The sequence below is a fragment of the Candidatus Coxiella mudrowiae genome (genome assembly GCA_001077715.1).
Lineage (GTDB): Bacteria > Pseudomonadota > Gammaproteobacteria > Coxiellales > Coxiellaceae > Coxiella > Coxiella mudrowiae.
On sequence record CP011126.1, the window covers coordinates 993,295 to 1,011,384 of the forward strand.

Sequence of the window (18,090 nt, forward strand, 5' to 3'; positions counted from 1 at the left end):
AATAGCTACATAATTCGTATTCCATTAGACTTGGATGGACTCGTAGCAAATAGGCAAAATAATAATAACCAATTACATTAAAGAAAATAATCCATATTCAATTTTCTCCGCTATATTCTTGTTTTTCTATATTGCTTCATATATTTCCTTATATATATTTTATTGATGTCACCTCCAATAATCTCAAGTGTTGAAATTTAAACAGACCAAGAGGCCTAATATAAATACCTCATTGAATGAACAGCGTCAATGGAGGTTATGCCATTGACGGTACTCTTACGAATCCCTAATTATTATTATCCTCATCCCCCCATCGCTAGGGCGTAGTATAGAAAATAACCTAAAGAGCGAAGGATTTACTGCCGATTTATTCATCACTTCATTTTTACCTCTTTACCTCCGGCGAGAACTTCTAACTTAGTGTTTTTTTGAACCTGACATGTTGAAACAATTATAAATTGCTCACTCTCCGGATTGTGATTCTACCTCTTCACACTCCTCTAGGTTTTCCATTCGCTGATAGGTTCCCTTTGAAATTTTACGTCTTAACAACGAACGATAGAAGTCCTGACCCAAAAGCTAACACTCCACCTCCATTCATAATTGTCGCGTAAATTTGCAAAAATTTCCTATAAAAATCTTTCAAAAAAAGAAAACCAGCTGCCCTTCCACTCTATTCCTTCAGCTTCAGTCTCCATGCCGGCTCCCAATAAAAAAGAAGACCAAAAACTCCGATCAAGACCAAATTCATACAACCTACATTTTAAGCCAATGGCTATTTGTATTACACCAAACAACAAACGAAGACATAAAAAATTATTGACATACGTCTATACGTCTAGAAAATTAAATGAGGCTTTTGGATAAAAAATAACATTAACTAATGAAGTTGCTACTCTTAACCTCTTAACCATTGATACTCTCTCCCAATCCCTCATGTATGCGATTCCAACCTCTTTGAGCCATCTTTTATCCAATACAAAAATGGGTAGCAAAGGAACCTAAAGCAAGTCCACTTAAAATTAACGTCTTCATAGCTTTCAAAGTAGAATGACTCCATTTTTTACAAAAACTTTACGATTTGGCCAATTTTCAGATATTTTTTGTATCGATCTAAAAGACAACAAGACTAGATTACCGAATAAATAGGAATCCTCTTTGCTAATTTTGAATGAAAAACTCGGAAATTTTTCCATCTCTCTTGGGAAAGAATTTTTTTCTAAATCAAGTTCATTATCATCCGTACACCTATTAATTATAGCGAAAACACCTTTACCTAAAGCTTAATATACCAAAAGCACGCGTTGATACCGAAGCTAAAAATATAAAAAATGTGTTAAAACCTCAGAACGCTTCATGGTTTCCAATCTAGGGAATTTCTTTAGCTTCATCATATCCCACAAGGAATTCTGAAATCCTAGAAACTATAGCGACGGCAAACATCGCTCCGGAACTAAATTTTTGTACTATGCTTTTATCCTTAAAGATTTTTATAATAAACTCACCTGAATATTTTCTGTAAAAAATTTGCATAATTCAGTTTAATAGACTGCTAGAAAATAGCAGTCTCTCAACCCCCCATCTTTATAATTCGAACTACCAAAATTAAACTGATAAAACTGTCCAAAATCGAATTAAATCCATTTGTAATTAAAGTAAGTGATTTTCACCCCTTTTTTTTAATATTTGAAATACCTCTCTAGTAACCGGTTTCCTTTGGGCAGTCACATTAATGCTCGGTTATTATTTAGGCTCAGGTTATGGTAAAGAAATGGAAAAAACTATAGGGGATGGCTTATTTTACAGAAATGGAACTTACACACTTCCTCACGATTTTTATGAGTCGTTGATAGGCCTTCCCATCCACATCCTCTAAGTAATTTACTCGTTCCTATTGCCCCCAATTTGTATCAGACGATTTAGTTAATTCCCATGCCTTCGCTGTAGTGGCGAAGAGATATTGGGTTTCTTTTCTCAAAGAACTAACAAGGACATAAAAACGTTTAAAAAAAACAATTGGAAACGACGATGACCCAACGTGACTTTTTAAATACAGATGAGACTACTTTGACAGAAATCGCTTAACCCCGCAGTCAGTGGATTAACAGTGACCAGCTATCAATTGAAGGAAGTATTCTACGATCAGAAAGAATACCAAAATGGGTTTACCACTAATTTGCTTAAAGGGTAGAAAACTCCAAGCTTTCTACCCTTTCCACTCGCTTCACTCATTTCTGAAATGTTAACGCAGAAGAAGTTTCTCGATGATCCTTCAACGAAGGATCTCTTTCTTCTTGAGTAGCTCCTTTAAAAAACTTTAAATTACTGGAAGAAAGTTTAATCGAATTGTTTTCCTTTTCCAATAAATGCTCTTTAGTGAGTAATAATGCTTCTTTAGGATAATATTTACACATTAACGCATTCAATATAGCACAGGTTTCTTTATCTGGAATACCAGAAAAATTACTCGGTCGAAAATGCATTTGGAATACTGTGACGACTGCTTTTGTTTGTTTGTCGAGTATACCTGTCTCTTCAATTGGATAACCATAAATTTTCAATTTTTTTAGCCATTTAATATCAACTTCCTTACTTGGAATGAGTAGTTCTGATTTTTGTTTTTCCGGCTCATTATAACAAGCTCCAATTCCATCGTTCATATAATTTTTTCTAGGGAAACAAATGGCTTGGATCAACTTTTCTCTCTGGGGCTATATTGGCGTCTCCAACAATTCGGGTAGGAGTTATAATTTTATTACCCTGTTCATCTCTATAACGCCGGATAATATCGATGCATAATTCAATTAGCGTTTCAATTTGATAATCAGAAAAAAGAAACCATATCCGTTCTCCTTCTTTCTCAATATAACCTAAATTATCGATGTATCATTTAAATTCGTTCTACCCTACCACCAACTGACACCAGCGTGCTAAGCTCTTTTTTTCCTCTAGAACTAATCCAAAAACTTCACGCTGTCCTTCAACAGGCTCCTTTGGTACCAAATAATGTGCGCTTACCCCACTTTTAGGATTCATAAATGTTGCTAGGGATTTCTAGAAATTTTCTGCTGTGTAATGCAATGCAATATTAAAAATCAAATACGATCATTAACGTTTGTCGAAGAATAACTAATATTAATATTATTAAGGTATAACTTTCTCTCCTAGGTTGAAAAATAAGAATTGTTTTATTTTTTTTAATTTGACCAGATGTCTACGATTTTTCAACCAATCGGAAAATTTAATACCCTGACAGAATTTTATTTTAAAAAATAAAAATTAATTTTTTATTATTTTTTATTAATTAAAAATCTCAATTAAAAAAAATTCATCACTGGTGTGCGAAGTAAAAAAATAATGGCATCGCCAAAAGGTTTCCATCAGAAAATTAAATTGGGAATACCCAAGTAGCCGCTAATACATTGTCTAGTATAAATCGGGTTCAAACGGACGAGAATGGAAAAGGAGTAAATCTAATTGATTGGTTTATGTCGCGCCCGGAGGGATTCGAACCCCCGACCAACCGGTTCGAAGCCGGTTACTCTATCCAACTGAGCTACGGGCGCCCAAAGGGAAACGCATCTTATCACAGCTGCCAACAGAGCGCGAGAACATCATCTTGAATCAAGACTCCCGATTTAAATGCTAGGCTTACACAGGGAGCCACTCCTCTTGAAATTCAGTCTTTAAACCCTATATATCTAAATATAATAATTAATATATTATTAATTAACCGTTAACCAAAAGGAGATCAATTATGGCAAATATTCAAAAACACCCACAAAGTCTTTTAAGTCATTTGCAACAAGATATTAATCGTTTATTTGAACCTTTTGGATGGTCTACAGAAAGCCAGCTATGGGATGCTTTTTCGACAGAATGGTTCCCTCGTATTGATATCAAAGACATGAATGATAATTATGTCATCCGCGCCGATATCCCCGGCGTCGACCCTAAAGAAATCGAAGTTTCAATGGAAAATAACGTTTTAACAATTAAAGGAGAAAAGGAAACCGAAACTGAAGACAAGAAAGAGGATTTTTTAAGAGTCGAGCGCACTAAAGGGGCTTTTATTCGTCGTTTCAGCCTTCCAGAATCTGTAAACGCCGAAAAGATTAAAGCAAAAAGCAAACATGGCGTATTAGAAATCTCCATCCCCAAAATGAAACGCTCTGGAATGCAGAAAATACAAATTGAAAACGAAAATAATAATTAAAATTAAATGGTTATTTAACAATATTCATTCACTATAATAGTGTAAGGAAGGAGGGATTTATTTAATTTCAGGAAGCGTAATTAGTTGGATCGCTGTGGTTCTCTTACTTATTGGGGGGTTAAATATTTGACCATATAATAGCTTTTTTACGAACCATTTATGTCCTTATTATATATTGTATTAGCTGCTATATTATGGTTTATTTTCCATCTCACACGAAAGTAAGAAATCCAGTAACCTTCTTGCTCGTGCAAGAATAAATGGGGTTAGAATTTTCTGACCCCATTTCATCCCGATATAGTAACAATCACTCGACGGCAAAAATTACTACACGATGTTCCCAAAAATAAATGCCTTGCCAGGTACCTCTAGAGCAAGCTTATTTGTCTTGAATCCGAAAGGTAAGGCTTGTTTAAGTTAGAACACTGCACAAATACAACCGGTATATCATCAGACCCTTCTTCGATATGTTTAAAAATGGCGTCTCCATCAAGAATAAAGCACACCATAAATCTCTCCAAATCTTTGCGAACAGTGAGATCCACATTTCCACAAACAATAAGCGATCCACTCATATGCTGAATAAATAAATGACACAATCTTTGTTTACACTCCGAACTTCGAACAACGTCATCGACGGAATCCGTAATATCGATCGTTTCTCGCCCTTTCTTTTGGAAATTCAAAATTTTTTGGTGAATCACTGATTGCAAAACCTTATTCATCCCTTGACGCAAATTTTGGATTTTAAAAAGCTACTACTCGTCGAGCCAGTCCCGCCTTTTTCATCGACTCTACTACTTCGTCTAAATCTTTGTAGGCGCCAGGCACTTCTTCTGCTACTCCGCGCAGAGTACAACTACGTATAGTAATACCTTAATGCTTGGCGACGGCTCATCGAGCGATCTACCCCATGACTAGCGGATGAAAAAGCTTTATTCTCATTTTCGGAATTATTTACCAATAGATAAGAAACCGTGTTCATGCTTTCCCCAATAATTACCGGCTGGCCAATTTCTCGATATTCTGCAGGAAGTTGTTTTTTCCCTGGTCAAAACGCTCGTTTTTTCCCTTTATGGTAGATAAAAAGTGAGCATTTTACCATCCACCTCGTGTTCTTCTTTTTTTACAGGTATTATGTGAAACATTGTACAGCGTTTCAATGCAAGTTCCTGGAATTACTTCATCAAAAACTTCACATGTGAGATCAGTTAATATTTGGAGATTAGCCAGAAGGCAAAACAACCCCCAAATATTTTGTCTCCTTTGCTAAGCTCACCAAAATAATCACTTCCAATTTTGATACCATAAGCCTTGAGATCCACAATGGATGGAAATAAGGATTTGCCCTCCTCAAAAAGGCGATAAGCTTTAGCTGCCTGTTTTATCCAAAATTTTATGGACGAGCTGTATTGATTGAGCTGTATTTCTAAATAATGGTTTCTAGAACCTAAGGTCCCCATTTCATTGTATTGGCGTTTTTTGCTAGCTCAAAAACATTCTTGGGAATGGGTCCCTTCATTTGGTCTTGCTCTTCTACGAAAAGTAAATCTTCTTCTATCCCACAAAAGCCTCGCTTGACCGTCCAGTGAACCCCCACTCTTAAGACCTCCCTCCATCCACTCAAAAAGGCGAGAGTTTTAAACGACCACCCACTCCGACATCTGTTGGAATCGTCTGATAAAGGGCTTCTGCTAGTAGTTTGTTCTCGATACTCTTTTAATCCCTTCCAGGTTAAATCCGTTTGCAAGCAACCGATTCCACAAGAAATATCGAATCCCACGCTGCCCGCGTAAATAAATTCCTCCCTGCTGAAGTGAAGGTCAAAAGCAGTGACACCCCAAAAGGAAGCTATAGCCACAATAGGCGCGTCCGGCATTGGCCATGGCCACGCGTTAACTAACTCGGGCAATTGAGCCATGTTGGTTATTTGTTCAAGCACTTTATCGTCCATTACTCGAATAAGAGATTCACTACCATAGATTCGAATAGGCACAGACAAGTTCCTTTGCTCGCACAAGATCCAGCAGTAATCATTGATTTTTTTAAGTTGGTTGATATCCATCACTAGATATTATAGTCAGCCAGATAATTTACAACCTCAAACATCAACGACGTATTTTGCTTCCCATTGGCTATTTTCTTTCTTTACCGAAAGCATGGTTAATCTAGCTCCCTTCACTTCGGTCCCCCGAACCGTTTCTTCCGTCCATTTTTCTCCAACACCTTTAGATTTCCAATATTCCCCCTGATGACTAAGCTCAAAATGAGAAAATATCAGATTGTTTGCTCGCGCTTCGGCGACCAATCGATTAAGCCAAGTCAACAAAGCAATTTAGGAATCGCTTTCATTAAATTGAATAGGAACTAATTTTTTTTTAATTTGTGACAAGTCATCAACCATGATGGCAAAGAGAGCCTCAGCAGTGTTGATAAAGACCTATTCAATCATTTTACCTTGACCGATATGCCGATATCCGCTTCATGGTCGAAATAATTATTCTCAGTTATTGGAATCGAGAAATTCCTTTCGGGGAATTGCTATCATCGTTTCAAGATCTCCAAAACGACAACCTTCTTCGATTAAATCCGCATAAAGTTCACCATTTAAGCCCGGTTTCATGTTGAATAATTCGCGCTAAAAAATCCTGCGCTATTCCATTCACCTTCTCCCCATCCGGAAGATAAGTTTCGTAATGTATCACATTCCAGCGAAAAATCTCGCCCATTTTTCCGGTACCGAATAATAATCCTCCCAATCTTTCGTTTTCCCTTCTTCTTTAATGGCTTTATAGCTCCGATTAATCCAAACCGTTAATGGTAAAGTATTATAAAAATCCTTATGAACGATTTTTGCTTCTTCGAGAATTTGTATCAGAAAAATGCACAGCGGAATACCAACCCGGGTCGCGGCTAATACCGTAGGCTTGCCATTAGGGCTTTCCAATGACTTTATAAAAGTCTTAAGGTCTTGGATAATTTGTTTGACTTGATCCGGCAAAGGAAAAATTACCGACTCCGCCGAAATGTGTAATATATCATGCTGTGGCTGATCAATAGTAACAATATTAATACTAAAAGTATAATTAAATAAGATTTTCCTCGAAAGATTAAATTTTGAAATTTTTTAATGCGAAATTATTCATTCCCGTATTCCATCAAAATTTATGATTAAGAAATAATTAAATTAAAAATAGCTGTAAAATTATAAGGTTTCGTTAATAAATATCAATAAAAAATTATGAGCTGTTCGGTACGAAACTTTTTCAGGGCTCATCCCAAAAATTACATTGACTAACTCGTCTATTGAGTATTTCCTGGAATCTATTTTCGATCTACACGGTTCCTCAAATGATTTACGACCTTACTGGTGATAACACGGCTTGGGTCTGGAAGCAACTACAAAAAACTTATGGTCACGTTTCTTTTATCGACAAAGGTTCTAAAACACTTCATGCACAACTTGATTCAGTCCATCCAATTTGCCATTGATATTAGTTATGAAAAATATACTTGGGTAAAGAGCTTGTTATTGGAAGAAAATAACTTCGAATTAGGAAGAATATTTTTAAAGCAAAAAGAAGAGATCGCATGGGCAATAACCATTTGGGGAAAGTGCCTCCAACAGTTCTGACATATTTTCTAGCTCAACGTGAAATTTGTTGAGTCTATTGTATTATTCTCACGCGTGAATTAGAAAATATTTCTTTTGATTAAAAAGAAGAAAACACTAAAATAGTAAACCAACTACTGAATTTTTTTATCTTCGTTCTTGATAAAGAAACTCAAGCTCAGGTATCAAAAGTGTTAACTTATTATTACCTATTTCCTAAAGACATCACCGAAATTTTTGACCGAGCTAATGCCAGCCGCTCAGAAGGAAAATATAAATTAAGTTAATTTTTACTATTATCAAGTTATTCAACTGGTTGAGAGTTTAAGTGGTTAATCCTTTAAGTGGTCAATCAATAGAAACGATATCTGAGAAAGAAGATCCAGAAGAGTTGAAGCTTATCTCCATATACTGATGTGCACGCTTGTTATGCGAATTTTCTGACACTGCAGAAAATAGCAAACAAATATTCTTAATAGAACAAGCTTCGACTATTACTGAAAGGATTATTCAGGAGGTTAACTCGGAAAAAATTGAAGGATATGGCGGTTCAGTTCAATCAAAGAAAATGGGCTTAGTTTAAAAGAGATGATTGAAACAATTAAGGAAACCAACTACGCTCAGACATTAATAAGTCGGAATATTCATAAAAGCCGAAGGGATAAATTAATTAATTCAAAAAAGGGAATAACATGCCTTCTGAAATACAGCTGTACTTATCATCTTATCCTTTTTAAGGAAGTGATGATGATTCAAAAACATCTCTTGTTCGAATTAGTAACTTTATTAGGAAAGTGATTAAAGGCAAAACATCCAGTGAAATTATTCCTATCATACTGTCAAAATAAACGGCAATAAATTTCAATATCAGCTAAACTATCCTATTCAATTTCTTCATTTAGAATCTCCAGACAAACTCACTCCTCAACAAAAAGACCTGTTACATCGTCTTATAAAACAAACTCAGAGACGAAATGCTTTCTAAAATAAATAAATTTCATCTGCTACCTTATACATTATATAAACTCATCGACAATCTAACAATCTAGAAGCGTATGTCGTCATTTCTCATGAAATTGACACCCCAGGCGAGCTAAACCCCCTTTTTCAGTTGGATAATCAACCACTCTGGCACTATGCCATACTAGCTGAAAAAGCGATTTACTCATGCCCTTAACGAAAGAACGACTCTAAGCCAAGCACTCATAAATTGAGAATTATTGTTAAATAGCCCCTTCCTGGATATGCTTTCGATTATAGTTCATTTACTTTGAATAAAAATAATCCTGACGATTCAATAATTAAGGAATAAAATATTATACGTGCTGTTTATTATTCTCCAGTCTGTTTCGTTGATGACAAAAATACTTTTCAGTATCAGAAAAAAGAGCATAATAAACTCCTATATATAAAAATCGGGTCAAAAAATAGAAAGAGAAAAAAGAGAACAACTGATTTCTGACTTGCTTTATATCTCTACAGAGGCTAACACAGAATTAGTTCCACACGAGTCCATAGTCATTAGCAATCAAAATGAGGTGAGCGAAGTTAGAATCGTATAAGCCCATTTAGTAAAGTAAAGCTTTAGGAACCTATAGTTTTAAAAAAATTAATTACAGCGAAGTTTTAGGCATCATGATAGATAGGATCGCAGCCCTAGGGGAGCTCTATTCGAAAACGAAAACCGTAATACCTACTCTAATGCACGGAGACTTACATAACAGTAACCTTCTTTATGAACGAAATGCGCGTTCTAATAAGCTGAATATTAGAGTATTCAACTTTAACGCTTTAGAAAAAGTGAGATCGAAAGAGGCCCTTACGGAGCTTCATCTAGCCACCATAAGATTGCAAAGAAAGCCTTTTGAAAATACGTTCTTCTCACTTTCCCTCTGAAGTTAAGAAACATAAAATAAGAACATTGAAGCGAGACTATCTCAACTTAAAAATTCAGCTTGGATTTTTTCTTTATGAATTTTTAGAAATTCAAGCTAAAATTAGCAGCTGGAGAAGCTGAAGAAACAATTAAGCCACTGATAGACAAAATTACAACAATTGACATAAGACTATCCGTTTATTGAGCTTCACAATCTCACTTTAGAAGATATTTTTGAACTCGAAAGATTCGTGTTTCTATTCCCTCACCTTCAAAAGAATAAGGAATTAGAATGCAATCCTCTTTTCGAACTAATTAATTTAATTTCAAAATATAACGACCTCAATGAAGCTAAAAACCATCTTGAACAATTAAGAACATTAATTTAATCACTGAAAGAAAAAGGAGTTGACCTATCTCTTTCAACTTAAACTCTTGACCAAGATAAAAATTTATTTCAATCTTGTAAGAAATATATGGCCTATGATATCGAATTTACAGAAGTTCTAAATCGTGATTTAGACATTTGCAAATTAAAATTAATATTCGATCAGCTCTTATCAAACTGTTAAAAGCCAAAATTTTCTATCGAGAATAATCCTTACCAAGACAGTTTTGGCCAAGTGCAGTACCCTATTCATCTAATGGAAAAAAGACCAAATAGTAAATTTGGATAAAGTCCAATTTATCTTTTGTTCCACCTTGTCAAGACAATTAAAAACGGACCTGATAAAAATGTTTGATATAATTCAATCAGATACCCAAACCCTCGAATCCTTAAAAAAACGTTAAAAGGAAAATAGTCTAAAAAAAGTAGCTTCAGAAAATTTGCATCAAATTTACAATGAACAATTAAATAAAATTAATCAAACAATACCCGCAATTGCATCTCTTCTGGAAAAAAAATTCAGATTATCAAAATCGTCCTGAAGAGCCCTCTGCTGAGGAAATTACAATCGTACTAAATGATATCAGGTCCAGAAAAACAATACGATAAAATTTATTATAGTGTTGACCAGCGCTACCAAAGATTATTCTATTTTAGACGATAGACTTTTTAGTTCGAAATTTATTTCCGATATCTTAACTCGTCCCTTAAGTATTGTTCTTACCTCCATCCGATGGGTATTTAAAGCTAACACCAATAATTAGTCGCAAAGCTTTTAAGTGCAAGCGCCCCCCATTCCTGGAATTAAAAAAAGAAATTTGTCAACATCTAGAAACTCTTCTCCAAGAAAGTTAAACTTTATCTCTTAACGTGCTTAAATTTTCTTAATAATTTTTCTTATCTCAATAAAAATAATTTAATTTTAATTATTATTATTGAACAATCTATCCGATAATATTGTAAATTATTTTTCTACCATTGGAGGTCCCATGTCTCACGAGTCTCAAAATTCTTCACATAACGAAGACTCTCAACAGCCTTTTTACAAAATTCAGAAGTGGAGTTGAGCACTCCTTCAAATGGTGGGTGCTTGCTATTCAAAGCCCAACTCTGCACACTTTTCTGGGTACCCAAACGTCCTAGCGATGAAAATCGAAGACTAGCCCGAGGCCATCACAACCTTAACTTAATGTAGATCCAGAACGTGCAGCCCCTATCAATAAATGCTGTGAAGATCCTACTCAAGACATCAATCCTTGGATGATAAGAATCTACGACTTTTTCGCTGATTTAGCTGTCATTATCGAACGTGCTTATAGTGGCTTTTTTTATGGCTATCCAAAAATCAATACCGATATGGATATGGGTCTTATTAAAGAATTTGGCGGCCACCCGGAAAAAGATTCTTGGATGCCTATTGTTAATTGGGTCCTGACTAGCGTATTTGGTATTGCTGTTTCAGCCAATCTCGTTCATGATTTTATGGCCGTCGATCCGACTGAAGACGTTTTTGCTGCTGACATCCAAACAAATCTTGGAAGAAATAGATGCGATTTGCATCGCTGCTTTAGACGATAACAACTTAAGAACATTAATTCCCACCCATACTATAGTTTCAGTAGTGCTTGGAACTATTTATTATGATTTTATTACCCGCGATAAATTTAAATCCACGCTGTGGAGTTTATCACTCGCGTCTTTGAAAATCTCTCTGACAAAAAAGCGTGGGAGGAAGAATTTATCTATAATATTCTTAAATTTACCAGCGAGGCATCTGAAGCTCTTTTCCCAATCTTTAATAATATAATTAATCGTTCTGTCGCCGACACTTATATTACCTACGACATACTACAAATGTACTCGGAAAAAATATCTAGGAAACCAACATTCGATTCAATCGGTATTGTGGTCGGGCTACCTGCCTTGGCAATTGCTATTACTATGTTGAGTTAACGAACCCAGCGCACAATACGATAATATTTCGATCGCTCCCTAATATTGTTGTGGATACGCAGGGCAATGAGCATCTTCCTGCCCACGATGTTGCTGGTCATACAGTGACAAGAACTTTATTCAGCTTAAATCGCTCTATTTGCGTTTCCGGTTTAATAACCTATGTGCTCTTAGACCAACATACTATAAAAGCAGCTGTAGCAAGTACGGTTACCGGGATTTTGACATTAGGCCACGGCTTTACACGCTAAGGCTCAAAAAAATAAAATCTAATAATGCGCAAAGACAGCCTGTTGTATATACCCCTGAAGAATTATCTAACATGACCTCGGAACAATTATTCGATGCGATGCTATAACTAAATTCGATGCTATAACTAAACTGGCTGTTAATGATGGTCCAAGAGTTTAAAAATTCGTAACAGTAATTAATGTGTTGGCTTTAGTGGCACGCCAAGTTGGGTTTATCCGATTTTTGTGGACACTCTTTCAGTACCAGACTTACCGCTTAAGGAAAGGAAATGATAAATTTACCTGCTTTGGGTATTTTATTTCAACGACCTTGCATTTTATTGTAAAGAGGTACTAGATGCTTGGAGTCAACATTTAACACGCCGCAGGATTTGTAGAATAGTAATAAGGAGAAGAATAATTACCACGACACACATTAGATCTCAAAAAAGCTAATACACCTTCCTTCTGACTAGCTAAATCGGATTGGAATCCTGATTTTCTGAAAAGCGATTGCTGTGAATGGAGATGAACTCCCCACAATGAGCTACGGAAGCACAGGAAAATAGAATACCCCCAATTCCAGGGAATGGGGGTATCTTTATCTGAGAAGGAAGCATTACTAATACCTCACTCAAGAGCTGGACCTCTAATATTTTCAATTATGGCTCCAAAGATTGCAAAATAAAATTCAACGCTTTAATGAAGGGAGGAAGTCCCCAGCGGGGAACTCCTAGCAGGGAAAACCAAATCCAGCCCCAGCGCCGCTCTCTCTAAAGAAGAATCAGAGTTAATAGGAACAACTTGTATCATTAGGCCTACGTGTGTTTAATATTTTAGATAACTGCAGAGGTGAGCTTTAAACAGGCAGCTGAATTTTGGGGAGAAGCATCCCTATTGTCTTACTCTCATGTGTGCGTTTTTTCTTTAATCACTACCCCTACGATAGCAAAACTGATTTCTTATCCTGAAAATTCGAGAGTTCCAGGACAAGCGGTTGCTGCTGCTTATTTCATACATTCGACTGCTCAATTTCTAGGAATAATTTTGTCCTTGACTCAGCAAATAATTCAACTTAACCTGACATGATTTTCCTTCTTAAACTCATTTCCAAGTATGATGTGTATACTTACAACCGCGTACTTTGGTGTAAGAACTGCTCAGCTATCTGGACGGTATCAAGATTTTATCGATAATTTCCCTCAGGAGTAAGCAACACAATCTCTATTAATTGCTTTTCAAAATCCACATCGAACAACTTATATTATTTGCAAGACATTAATTTTAATGAGTAGAGCAAACACTTTACTTTATTCTCTGACAACCAGAGTATTAGAAAATCTGCTTCATTATGGATCCCTATTTTCCGATCAATTAGAAAAGGCTGTTAAAAAGGTTCCTGAGGAATGGTGGACCCACTTAGCGACATTTTCATAACGCTTTTCTCATTCTGTTTTTCCTTTTTCAGAATGACCTAATCCTGAAAATAGTAATGCAGTTCTTATGGAATATGCCCTACTCTCCAATGTCTAATGAGCTTAATTAGCATTAAAGCGCTCGGTAAATTAACTCAACGTTTACCTACGTTTATTCAATTGAAAATAGTGTTACGACTATCCCTACTTACTGTCGGAAACCGATCGCGCTTAGTATTACAGCCGAGTCGCTTATCTTCGATTAGTATCTCGTTGCAATTCAGAAAAAAATATCGATTTAAGATATTTTTATTGAGTTCAAGAAGAATTAGAGAACGCCATTTATGCCTATGGCCGTGTTCGATCTACCTTCTCTTACTTTAAAAAAGCTAAACAAAACATTAAATAATGCAAAATAAAAAATTGGATTCGTTCACAGAATTCGGATGCTCTGGATTCAGCGCCCATCATATCATTACCATACCGCCATCTAGATTTGGAAGAATTAAAAAACATGGCATCCTTTTATAAAGCGGATGAAAAAGAGAAGAAAATAGCTTTCTCTTATCTTTATTATTGACTAGTGGTTGATACTCTGGAAAAAAATCAGGAATTTCCAAGTCACCACTTATCAATCAGCTGAGACTAAAAACTATTTCCGTTCGATTTATAATTGTAGATTCATGTTCGAATGTTTCGCTAAAACAGTAAAAAACAAAAAATCAAAATTAAGCTTTTAGATCAAATAAAAACTTACTATGAGATCGTTCAGAAAAATGTGGGAACGATAACGACAAATGACTGAAATGAAAGCTTGCTCTCAAAGCAAGCAAAAAAACGTTTTCATCAAATAGCTTCCAAGATAAAATCTACTCAAGCTAAATTAGATCCTAGCGCGAGGATGGATCGAGCATCCTGCAGGATATAAATTATTTAAAATTGGCTTTTTAATTATGAGGTTTTCATGACGTCCCTTCCCATTCGCAAAACCGTTTGGATTCTAGCGCCAATGGTAATGGCCCTAGCATTGGCAATGGATTTTTATTTACCCGCCGTTCCCAGCATGTCGACGTTGTTCCACGTGTCGGCAGGAAAAATGCAACTTACCCTAAGCCTTTTTATGCTGACTTGTGGCCTGGTTCAACTCATCATTGGACCCTTAGCCGATCAATTATACGGGCTCCGGCCAATTAGTTTCCTTTCTATTGCAATTTTTACGCTAGGATCGCTTCTTTATGCGACTGCCAGATCGACTCCACAACTAATTCTCTATCGTATCACTCAAGCTATTGAATCCGTTGGAATGCTCGTTGTAGGCTTTACTATTGTTCGGGATCGTTATCATGGCAAAAAAAGTGGTAAGACCTATAAGTATTTAAATGGCATTATTGCTTTCTCTCCCATGTTCGTGCCCTTTCTGGGAAGTTATTTGGATGTCCATTTTGGTTAGCTAGCTACTTTCCTTTTTTATTAATCATTTCTTTATCAGCCGTTTTAAGTATCTTACTGACTGTACCGGAATCATTACCCAAAAACAAAAGGGTTCCGCTAAATACCAATTTATTAACCGAATTTTTTCAATTATACCTTCGCTACCGCTATGGGCCTGAGCTATCTTTTTATCTTCTGCTCAATTTCACTATACATCATCCGGCTGCTTGAAATTCTTGAGTTAAATTACGGTTATTATTTCGCTTTTATGGGAATATCCTTTTTCATCAGTAGCTTACTCTCAGTCTATTTTGTCGGGAAAATTGGTATCTACAAAACAGTTACTTTAGGATTTTTTATTTCACTGCTTGGTGAAATAGTAATGACTGTTTGATATTTTAGTGTCGGCCTGACAATTGATGGTTTTATTTGGCCGATGCTTTTAATTGGTATGGACGGAACCTTTGGCCTTGAGGCTGGTAGTAGCAATGCAATGGAAGCCTTTGGTGATACTGCTGGTGCAGCAGTTGCTTTAAGTAGTTCTTTTCGATTTTTGTTTTCCTCTATCGTTGGCATGGTGGTTATTACCAAAAATATTTCATCCAATTTGCCTTTGGCGTTATCTGCTGTTTTATTTGGTATAGTTGGATTAATCTTATTTTTAAATCAAAGAAAACCATTGATTATTATTCATCGAAAAGCCTTATAAAATTTAAAATTAATTTGTTAGCCCTCAAAAAAAGCTTGCTTTTCTTTGAACTAGAACGAAGGAATTCGAATAATTTCTATTTTCTTTAACGCTTGAGTAATAAGTACTTCTGTTGGCAATAATTTTTCTGTTTCTGAAATTTCTTCTTCTTTGGCTTTTGTCTCTGTATTTTTAGAAGTGAATAAACTACAACAATCTTCATAAGGACGTTTAGAAATTCGAAAGTATCAATTTTTTCCGTTCGATCAATTATCTCTTGCTTATAAAAACTAATTAAAGGCCTCAGGATAGGCAAATTGCCCACTTTATTAATAACAGCGATGTTTTGAATGGTTTGACTGGCTACCTGTCCTAAATTTTCACCAGTAATAAGCGCTTGATAAGAAGGCGTTGAAAGTTTTTTCGCAATATGAATCATAAACTGACGATAAATAATCGTCCATGTGGATTCTGGTAGCTTTTGTTAACTGACTCCTGAACTTTGGTAAAATGAGGAATATATAAATTTATTTCTCACAATTTTCATTGCGTTAGTACACGAGCAAGATCGACAACTTTTTATTTTCCTTTTTCGCCCGTGTAAGAAAAACTGTGAAAGTAGACAGCGTCAATCATCATTCCGCGTTTCAATAAAGTCTAAGCCTGCCACAGGGCTATCAATCCCCCCTGGATAAAACAAGCAAACCACGGCCAGCAACACCAACCAGAAAGCCTTCTGACCCTCTCACATAATCAAAATTGGTGTATCCAAATACTCCTTCTTTATGTACTTCAATAAAAATAGTTAATTGAGGTCAGTTAAGATCGACCTTCAACATAGGAAAACGTTGTAGAACCTTTGTACCTATTTCTCTATTAATTTCTATAGAATCTGAAGGAAAGATTTTAAAAGAACGTCAGGCATCGACGCAAAAAGTTAAAGTCTGAATATTAAGTTTTCCAAAATGCGAAATCATTATCTCTGCAATTTCATTCAAATTACTATTAAGTGGTAAGCGAAAAGATTGAGAAAACGCTACTATTCCAAAAATTCGCTTCAATTCTTCTCGATAATACGAGAGCATTTTATCTTCTACTAAATTCAAATAAAGCTATCTACGTTCTTTTTCTAAAACTCTTTCCTCAGTCCCAGTGGCCAAACGAATATTTTCAAGCAGAGATGATTCGAAAATATGACGATTTTTTTCGCTTAAGCGCAATTTCACCGTATTTAATTAAAATTACCTTTTTCATTTTTATTCGACAATCAAGCGAAAATTATCAATTATCGATTTAATACTTTCCACGGTATAGAAAATTTCATCCTAAGTAGTATAAAAAGAAAAACTAAATCTAATTGCGGATTGTATTCACCTAGGCGATAAACCAATTGTTTTTAAGATGTGACTCGGCTTACGTTTTGTCCCTCTACATGCTGAACCAGCTGACACATAAATTCCTTTTTTTCGAGAGAATGCATTATTACCTCTGAAGGGATCAAACCAAAGGAAAAATTCAAAGTATTTTCAAGCGTCTCCGCAGGAGAATTAATCATTATTTGTAGAATTTTTTTAATTCTTCTAGGAAATAGGGTCTTAAATCTTACAAATGCTTTTGAGTCGTTTCAACCTTGGATAAGCAAGTTTAGCCTCTTCAGCTAATCCCACGATATCGAGAACATTTTCAGTTCCCGAGCGTAAACCAAACTCTTGTTCTCCCTCCGGTGATCAAGGGTTGAATCGGTATTTTTTTCTTTCACATAAAGAGCGCTACTCCCTTTCAGGCTGTGAAACTTGTGGTCACTAATGGAATACAAATCAATATTCAAGATATCTACTTCCCGATTGCCAAATGCTTGAGTCCCGTCTACAAAAAAAAGAATGTCTTTGCGCTTCACCTTTATTACTTTAGCGATCTACCTCCACCGGATTAATGGTTGCTAATTCATTGTTAACATGCATGATGGCTACTAAAAAGGTATCCAGCTTTATCGTTTCGATCACCGATTCCGGCGAAACTTTGCCGTTAGAGTCGATCCGTGTGAAATCAACAGTCACCCCCCCTTTTTGTTCAAATTGTTTCAAAGTGGTTAAAACAGAATGATGCTCTATCGGTGTTGTGACAATGTGAGTCCCGTGTCACTCCGTAGCCTCAATCGCTCCCTTAACCGATAAATTGACACTTTCCCTGCCAACCACCGGAGGGTAAAAATAATTTCTTGCTCTTTGGAGCGCAACAATGCACTGAAACAGCGACGTGCCTCATTTATAGCCCTCCCTG

14 protein-coding genes, 1 tRNA gene and 1 pseudogene are annotated in these 18,090 nt (G+C 35.8%); 5 read left to right on the forward strand and 11 right to left on the reverse strand.

Features of this window, described 5'->3' with window-relative positions; genetic code table 11:
* Positions 1-2,228 precede the first annotated feature (2,228 nt).
* The 3 genes from CleRt_RS10110 to CleRt_RS04755 form a co-directional block, all read right to left on the reverse strand.
* Complete coding sequence (locus CleRt_RS10110) at positions 2,229-2,660, reverse strand: peptidoglycan-binding protein (protein WP_157870843.1); 432 nt, start codon at positions 2,658-2,660, stop codon at positions 2,229-2,231.
* Positions 2,661-2,901: 241 nt separating this feature from the next.
* Positions 2,902-3,036: a hypothetical protein gene (locus CleRt_RS13320; RefSeq protein WP_306686599.1), complete on the reverse strand. Its 135-nt coding sequence runs from the start codon at positions 3,034-3,036 to the stop codon at positions 2,902-2,904.
* Positions 3,037-3,492: 456 nt separating this feature from the next.
* A tRNA-Arg gene (locus tag CleRt_RS04755) sits at positions 3,493-3,566 on the reverse strand.
* 191 nt (positions 3,567-3,757) lie between these two features.
* Between CleRt_RS04755 and CleRt_RS04760 the strand changes: the two genes are divergently transcribed.
* Positions 3,758-4,216 carry an Hsp20/alpha crystallin family protein gene (locus CleRt_RS04760; RefSeq protein ID WP_048875275.1) on the forward strand — a complete coding sequence of 153 codons (459 nt, stop codon included), beginning with the start codon at positions 3,758-3,760 and terminating at the stop codon, positions 4,214-4,216.
* Positions 4,217-4,584: 368 nt separating this feature from the next.
* Here CleRt_RS04760 and CleRt_RS04765 read toward each other — a convergent pair whose 3' ends face one another.
* The 5 genes and pseudogenes from CleRt_RS04765 to CleRt_RS04780 all read right to left on the reverse strand — a co-directional run bounded on the left by CleRt_RS04765 (position 4,585) and on the right by CleRt_RS04780 (position 7,340).
* A complete protein-coding gene (locus tag CleRt_RS04765) occupies positions 4,585-4,941 on the reverse strand; it encodes a YjbQ family protein (protein WP_235378867.1) in 357 nt (118 codons plus the stop codon).
* A gap of 22 nt (positions 4,942-4,963) precedes the next feature.
* A pseudogene (locus CleRt_RS11970) lies at positions 4,964-5,201 on the reverse strand (RtcB family protein).
* 465 nt (positions 5,202-5,666) lie between these two features.
* Positions 5,667-6,212: an RtcB family protein gene (locus CleRt_RS11975; protein WP_235378868.1), complete on the reverse strand. Its 546-nt coding sequence runs from the start codon at positions 6,210-6,212 to the stop codon at positions 5,667-5,669.
* A 105-nt stretch (positions 6,213-6,317) separates the two neighbouring features.
* Positions 6,318-6,545 (reverse strand): archease, encoded by a 228-nt coding sequence (locus tag CleRt_RS11980; RefSeq protein WP_235378869.1) that lies wholly within the window; start codon positions 6,543-6,545, stop codon positions 6,318-6,320.
* A 372-nt stretch (positions 6,546-6,917) separates the two neighbouring features.
* Complete coding sequence (locus CleRt_RS04780) at positions 6,918-7,340, reverse strand: peptide deformylase (RefSeq protein WP_082160431.1); 423 nt, start codon at positions 7,338-7,340, stop codon at positions 6,918-6,920.
* Between the two features lie 4,013 nt (positions 7,341-11,353).
* Between CleRt_RS04780 and CleRt_RS04795 the strand changes: the two genes are divergently transcribed.
* The 4 genes from CleRt_RS04795 (at position 11,354) to CleRt_RS11990 (ending at position 15,831) form a co-directional block, all read left to right on the forward strand.
* The gene (locus tag CleRt_RS04795) at positions 11,354-11,671 is read left to right on the forward strand and encodes a hypothetical protein (protein ID WP_048875279.1); all 318 of its coding nucleotides are present in this window, start codon (positions 11,354-11,356) and stop codon (positions 11,669-11,671) included.
* A 425-nt stretch (positions 11,672-12,096) separates the two neighbouring features.
* Complete coding sequence (locus CleRt_RS10115) at positions 12,097-12,297, forward strand: hypothetical protein (protein WP_157870844.1); 201 nt, start codon at positions 12,097-12,099, stop codon at positions 12,295-12,297.
* A gap of 2,358 nt (positions 12,298-14,655) precedes the next feature.
* Positions 14,656-15,141, forward strand: a complete 486-nt coding sequence (locus CleRt_RS11985; RefSeq protein WP_235378870.1) for an MFS transporter — start codon at positions 14,656-14,658, stop codon at positions 15,139-15,141.
* 417 nt (positions 15,142-15,558) lie between these two features.
* Positions 15,559-15,831, forward strand: coding sequence for a hypothetical protein (locus CleRt_RS11990; RefSeq protein ID WP_235378871.1), 273 nt, complete (start codon positions 15,559-15,561; stop codon positions 15,829-15,831).
* A gap of 85 nt (positions 15,832-15,916) precedes the next feature.
* Here the strand turns inward: CleRt_RS11990 and CleRt_RS09125 are convergent, their stop codons facing one another.
* The 3 genes from CleRt_RS09125 to CleRt_RS13330 form a co-directional block, all read right to left on the reverse strand.
* Complete coding sequence (locus CleRt_RS09125) at positions 15,917-16,249, reverse strand: hypothetical protein (protein WP_082160432.1); 333 nt, start codon at positions 16,247-16,249, stop codon at positions 15,917-15,919.
* 1,218 nt (positions 16,250-17,467) lie between these two features.
* Complete coding sequence (locus tag CleRt_RS13325; protein ID WP_306686600.1) at positions 17,468-17,707, reverse strand: aminotransferase class V-fold PLP-dependent enzyme; 240 nt, start codon at positions 17,705-17,707, stop codon at positions 17,468-17,470.
* A gap of 10 nt (positions 17,708-17,717) precedes the next feature.
* Positions 17,718-17,894, reverse strand: coding sequence for an aminotransferase class V-fold PLP-dependent enzyme (locus CleRt_RS13330; RefSeq protein ID WP_306686601.1), 177 nt, complete (start codon positions 17,892-17,894; stop codon positions 17,718-17,720).
* Positions 17,895-18,090: the final 196 nt, after the last annotated feature.

Excerpts from the sequence above, each read along its gene's own strand:
- CleRt_RS11990 (WP_235378871.1), top strand. The coding sequence starts at position 15,559 with ATGCTTTTAATTGGTATGGACGGAACCTTTGGCCTTGAGGCTGGTAGT.
- CleRt_RS11985 (WP_235378870.1), top strand. The coding sequence starts at position 14,656 with ATGACGTCCCTTCCCATTCGCAAAACCGTTTGGATTCTAGCGCCAATG.
- CleRt_RS09125 (WP_082160432.1), bottom strand. The coding sequence starts at position 16,249 with ATGATTCATATTGCGAAAAAACTTTCAACGCCTTCTTATCAAGCGCTT.
- CleRt_RS13320 (WP_306686599.1), bottom strand. The coding sequence starts at position 3,036 with ATGAATCCTAAAAGTGGGGTAAGCGCACATTATTTGGTACCAAAGGAG.
- CleRt_RS04795 (WP_048875279.1), top strand. The coding sequence starts at position 11,354 with ATGATAAGAATCTACGACTTTTTCGCTGATTTAGCTGTCATTATCGAA.
- CleRt_RS10110 (WP_157870843.1), bottom strand. The coding sequence starts at position 2,660 with ATGAACGATGGAATTGGAGCTTGTTATAATGAGCCGGAAAAACAAAAA.
- CleRt_RS04765 (WP_235378867.1), bottom strand. The coding sequence starts at position 4,941 with ATGAATAAGGTTTTGCAATCAGTGATTCACCAAAAAATTTTGAATTTC.
- CleRt_RS04760 (WP_048875275.1), top strand. The coding sequence starts at position 3,758 with ATGGCAAATATTCAAAAACACCCACAAAGTCTTTTAAGTCATTTGCAA.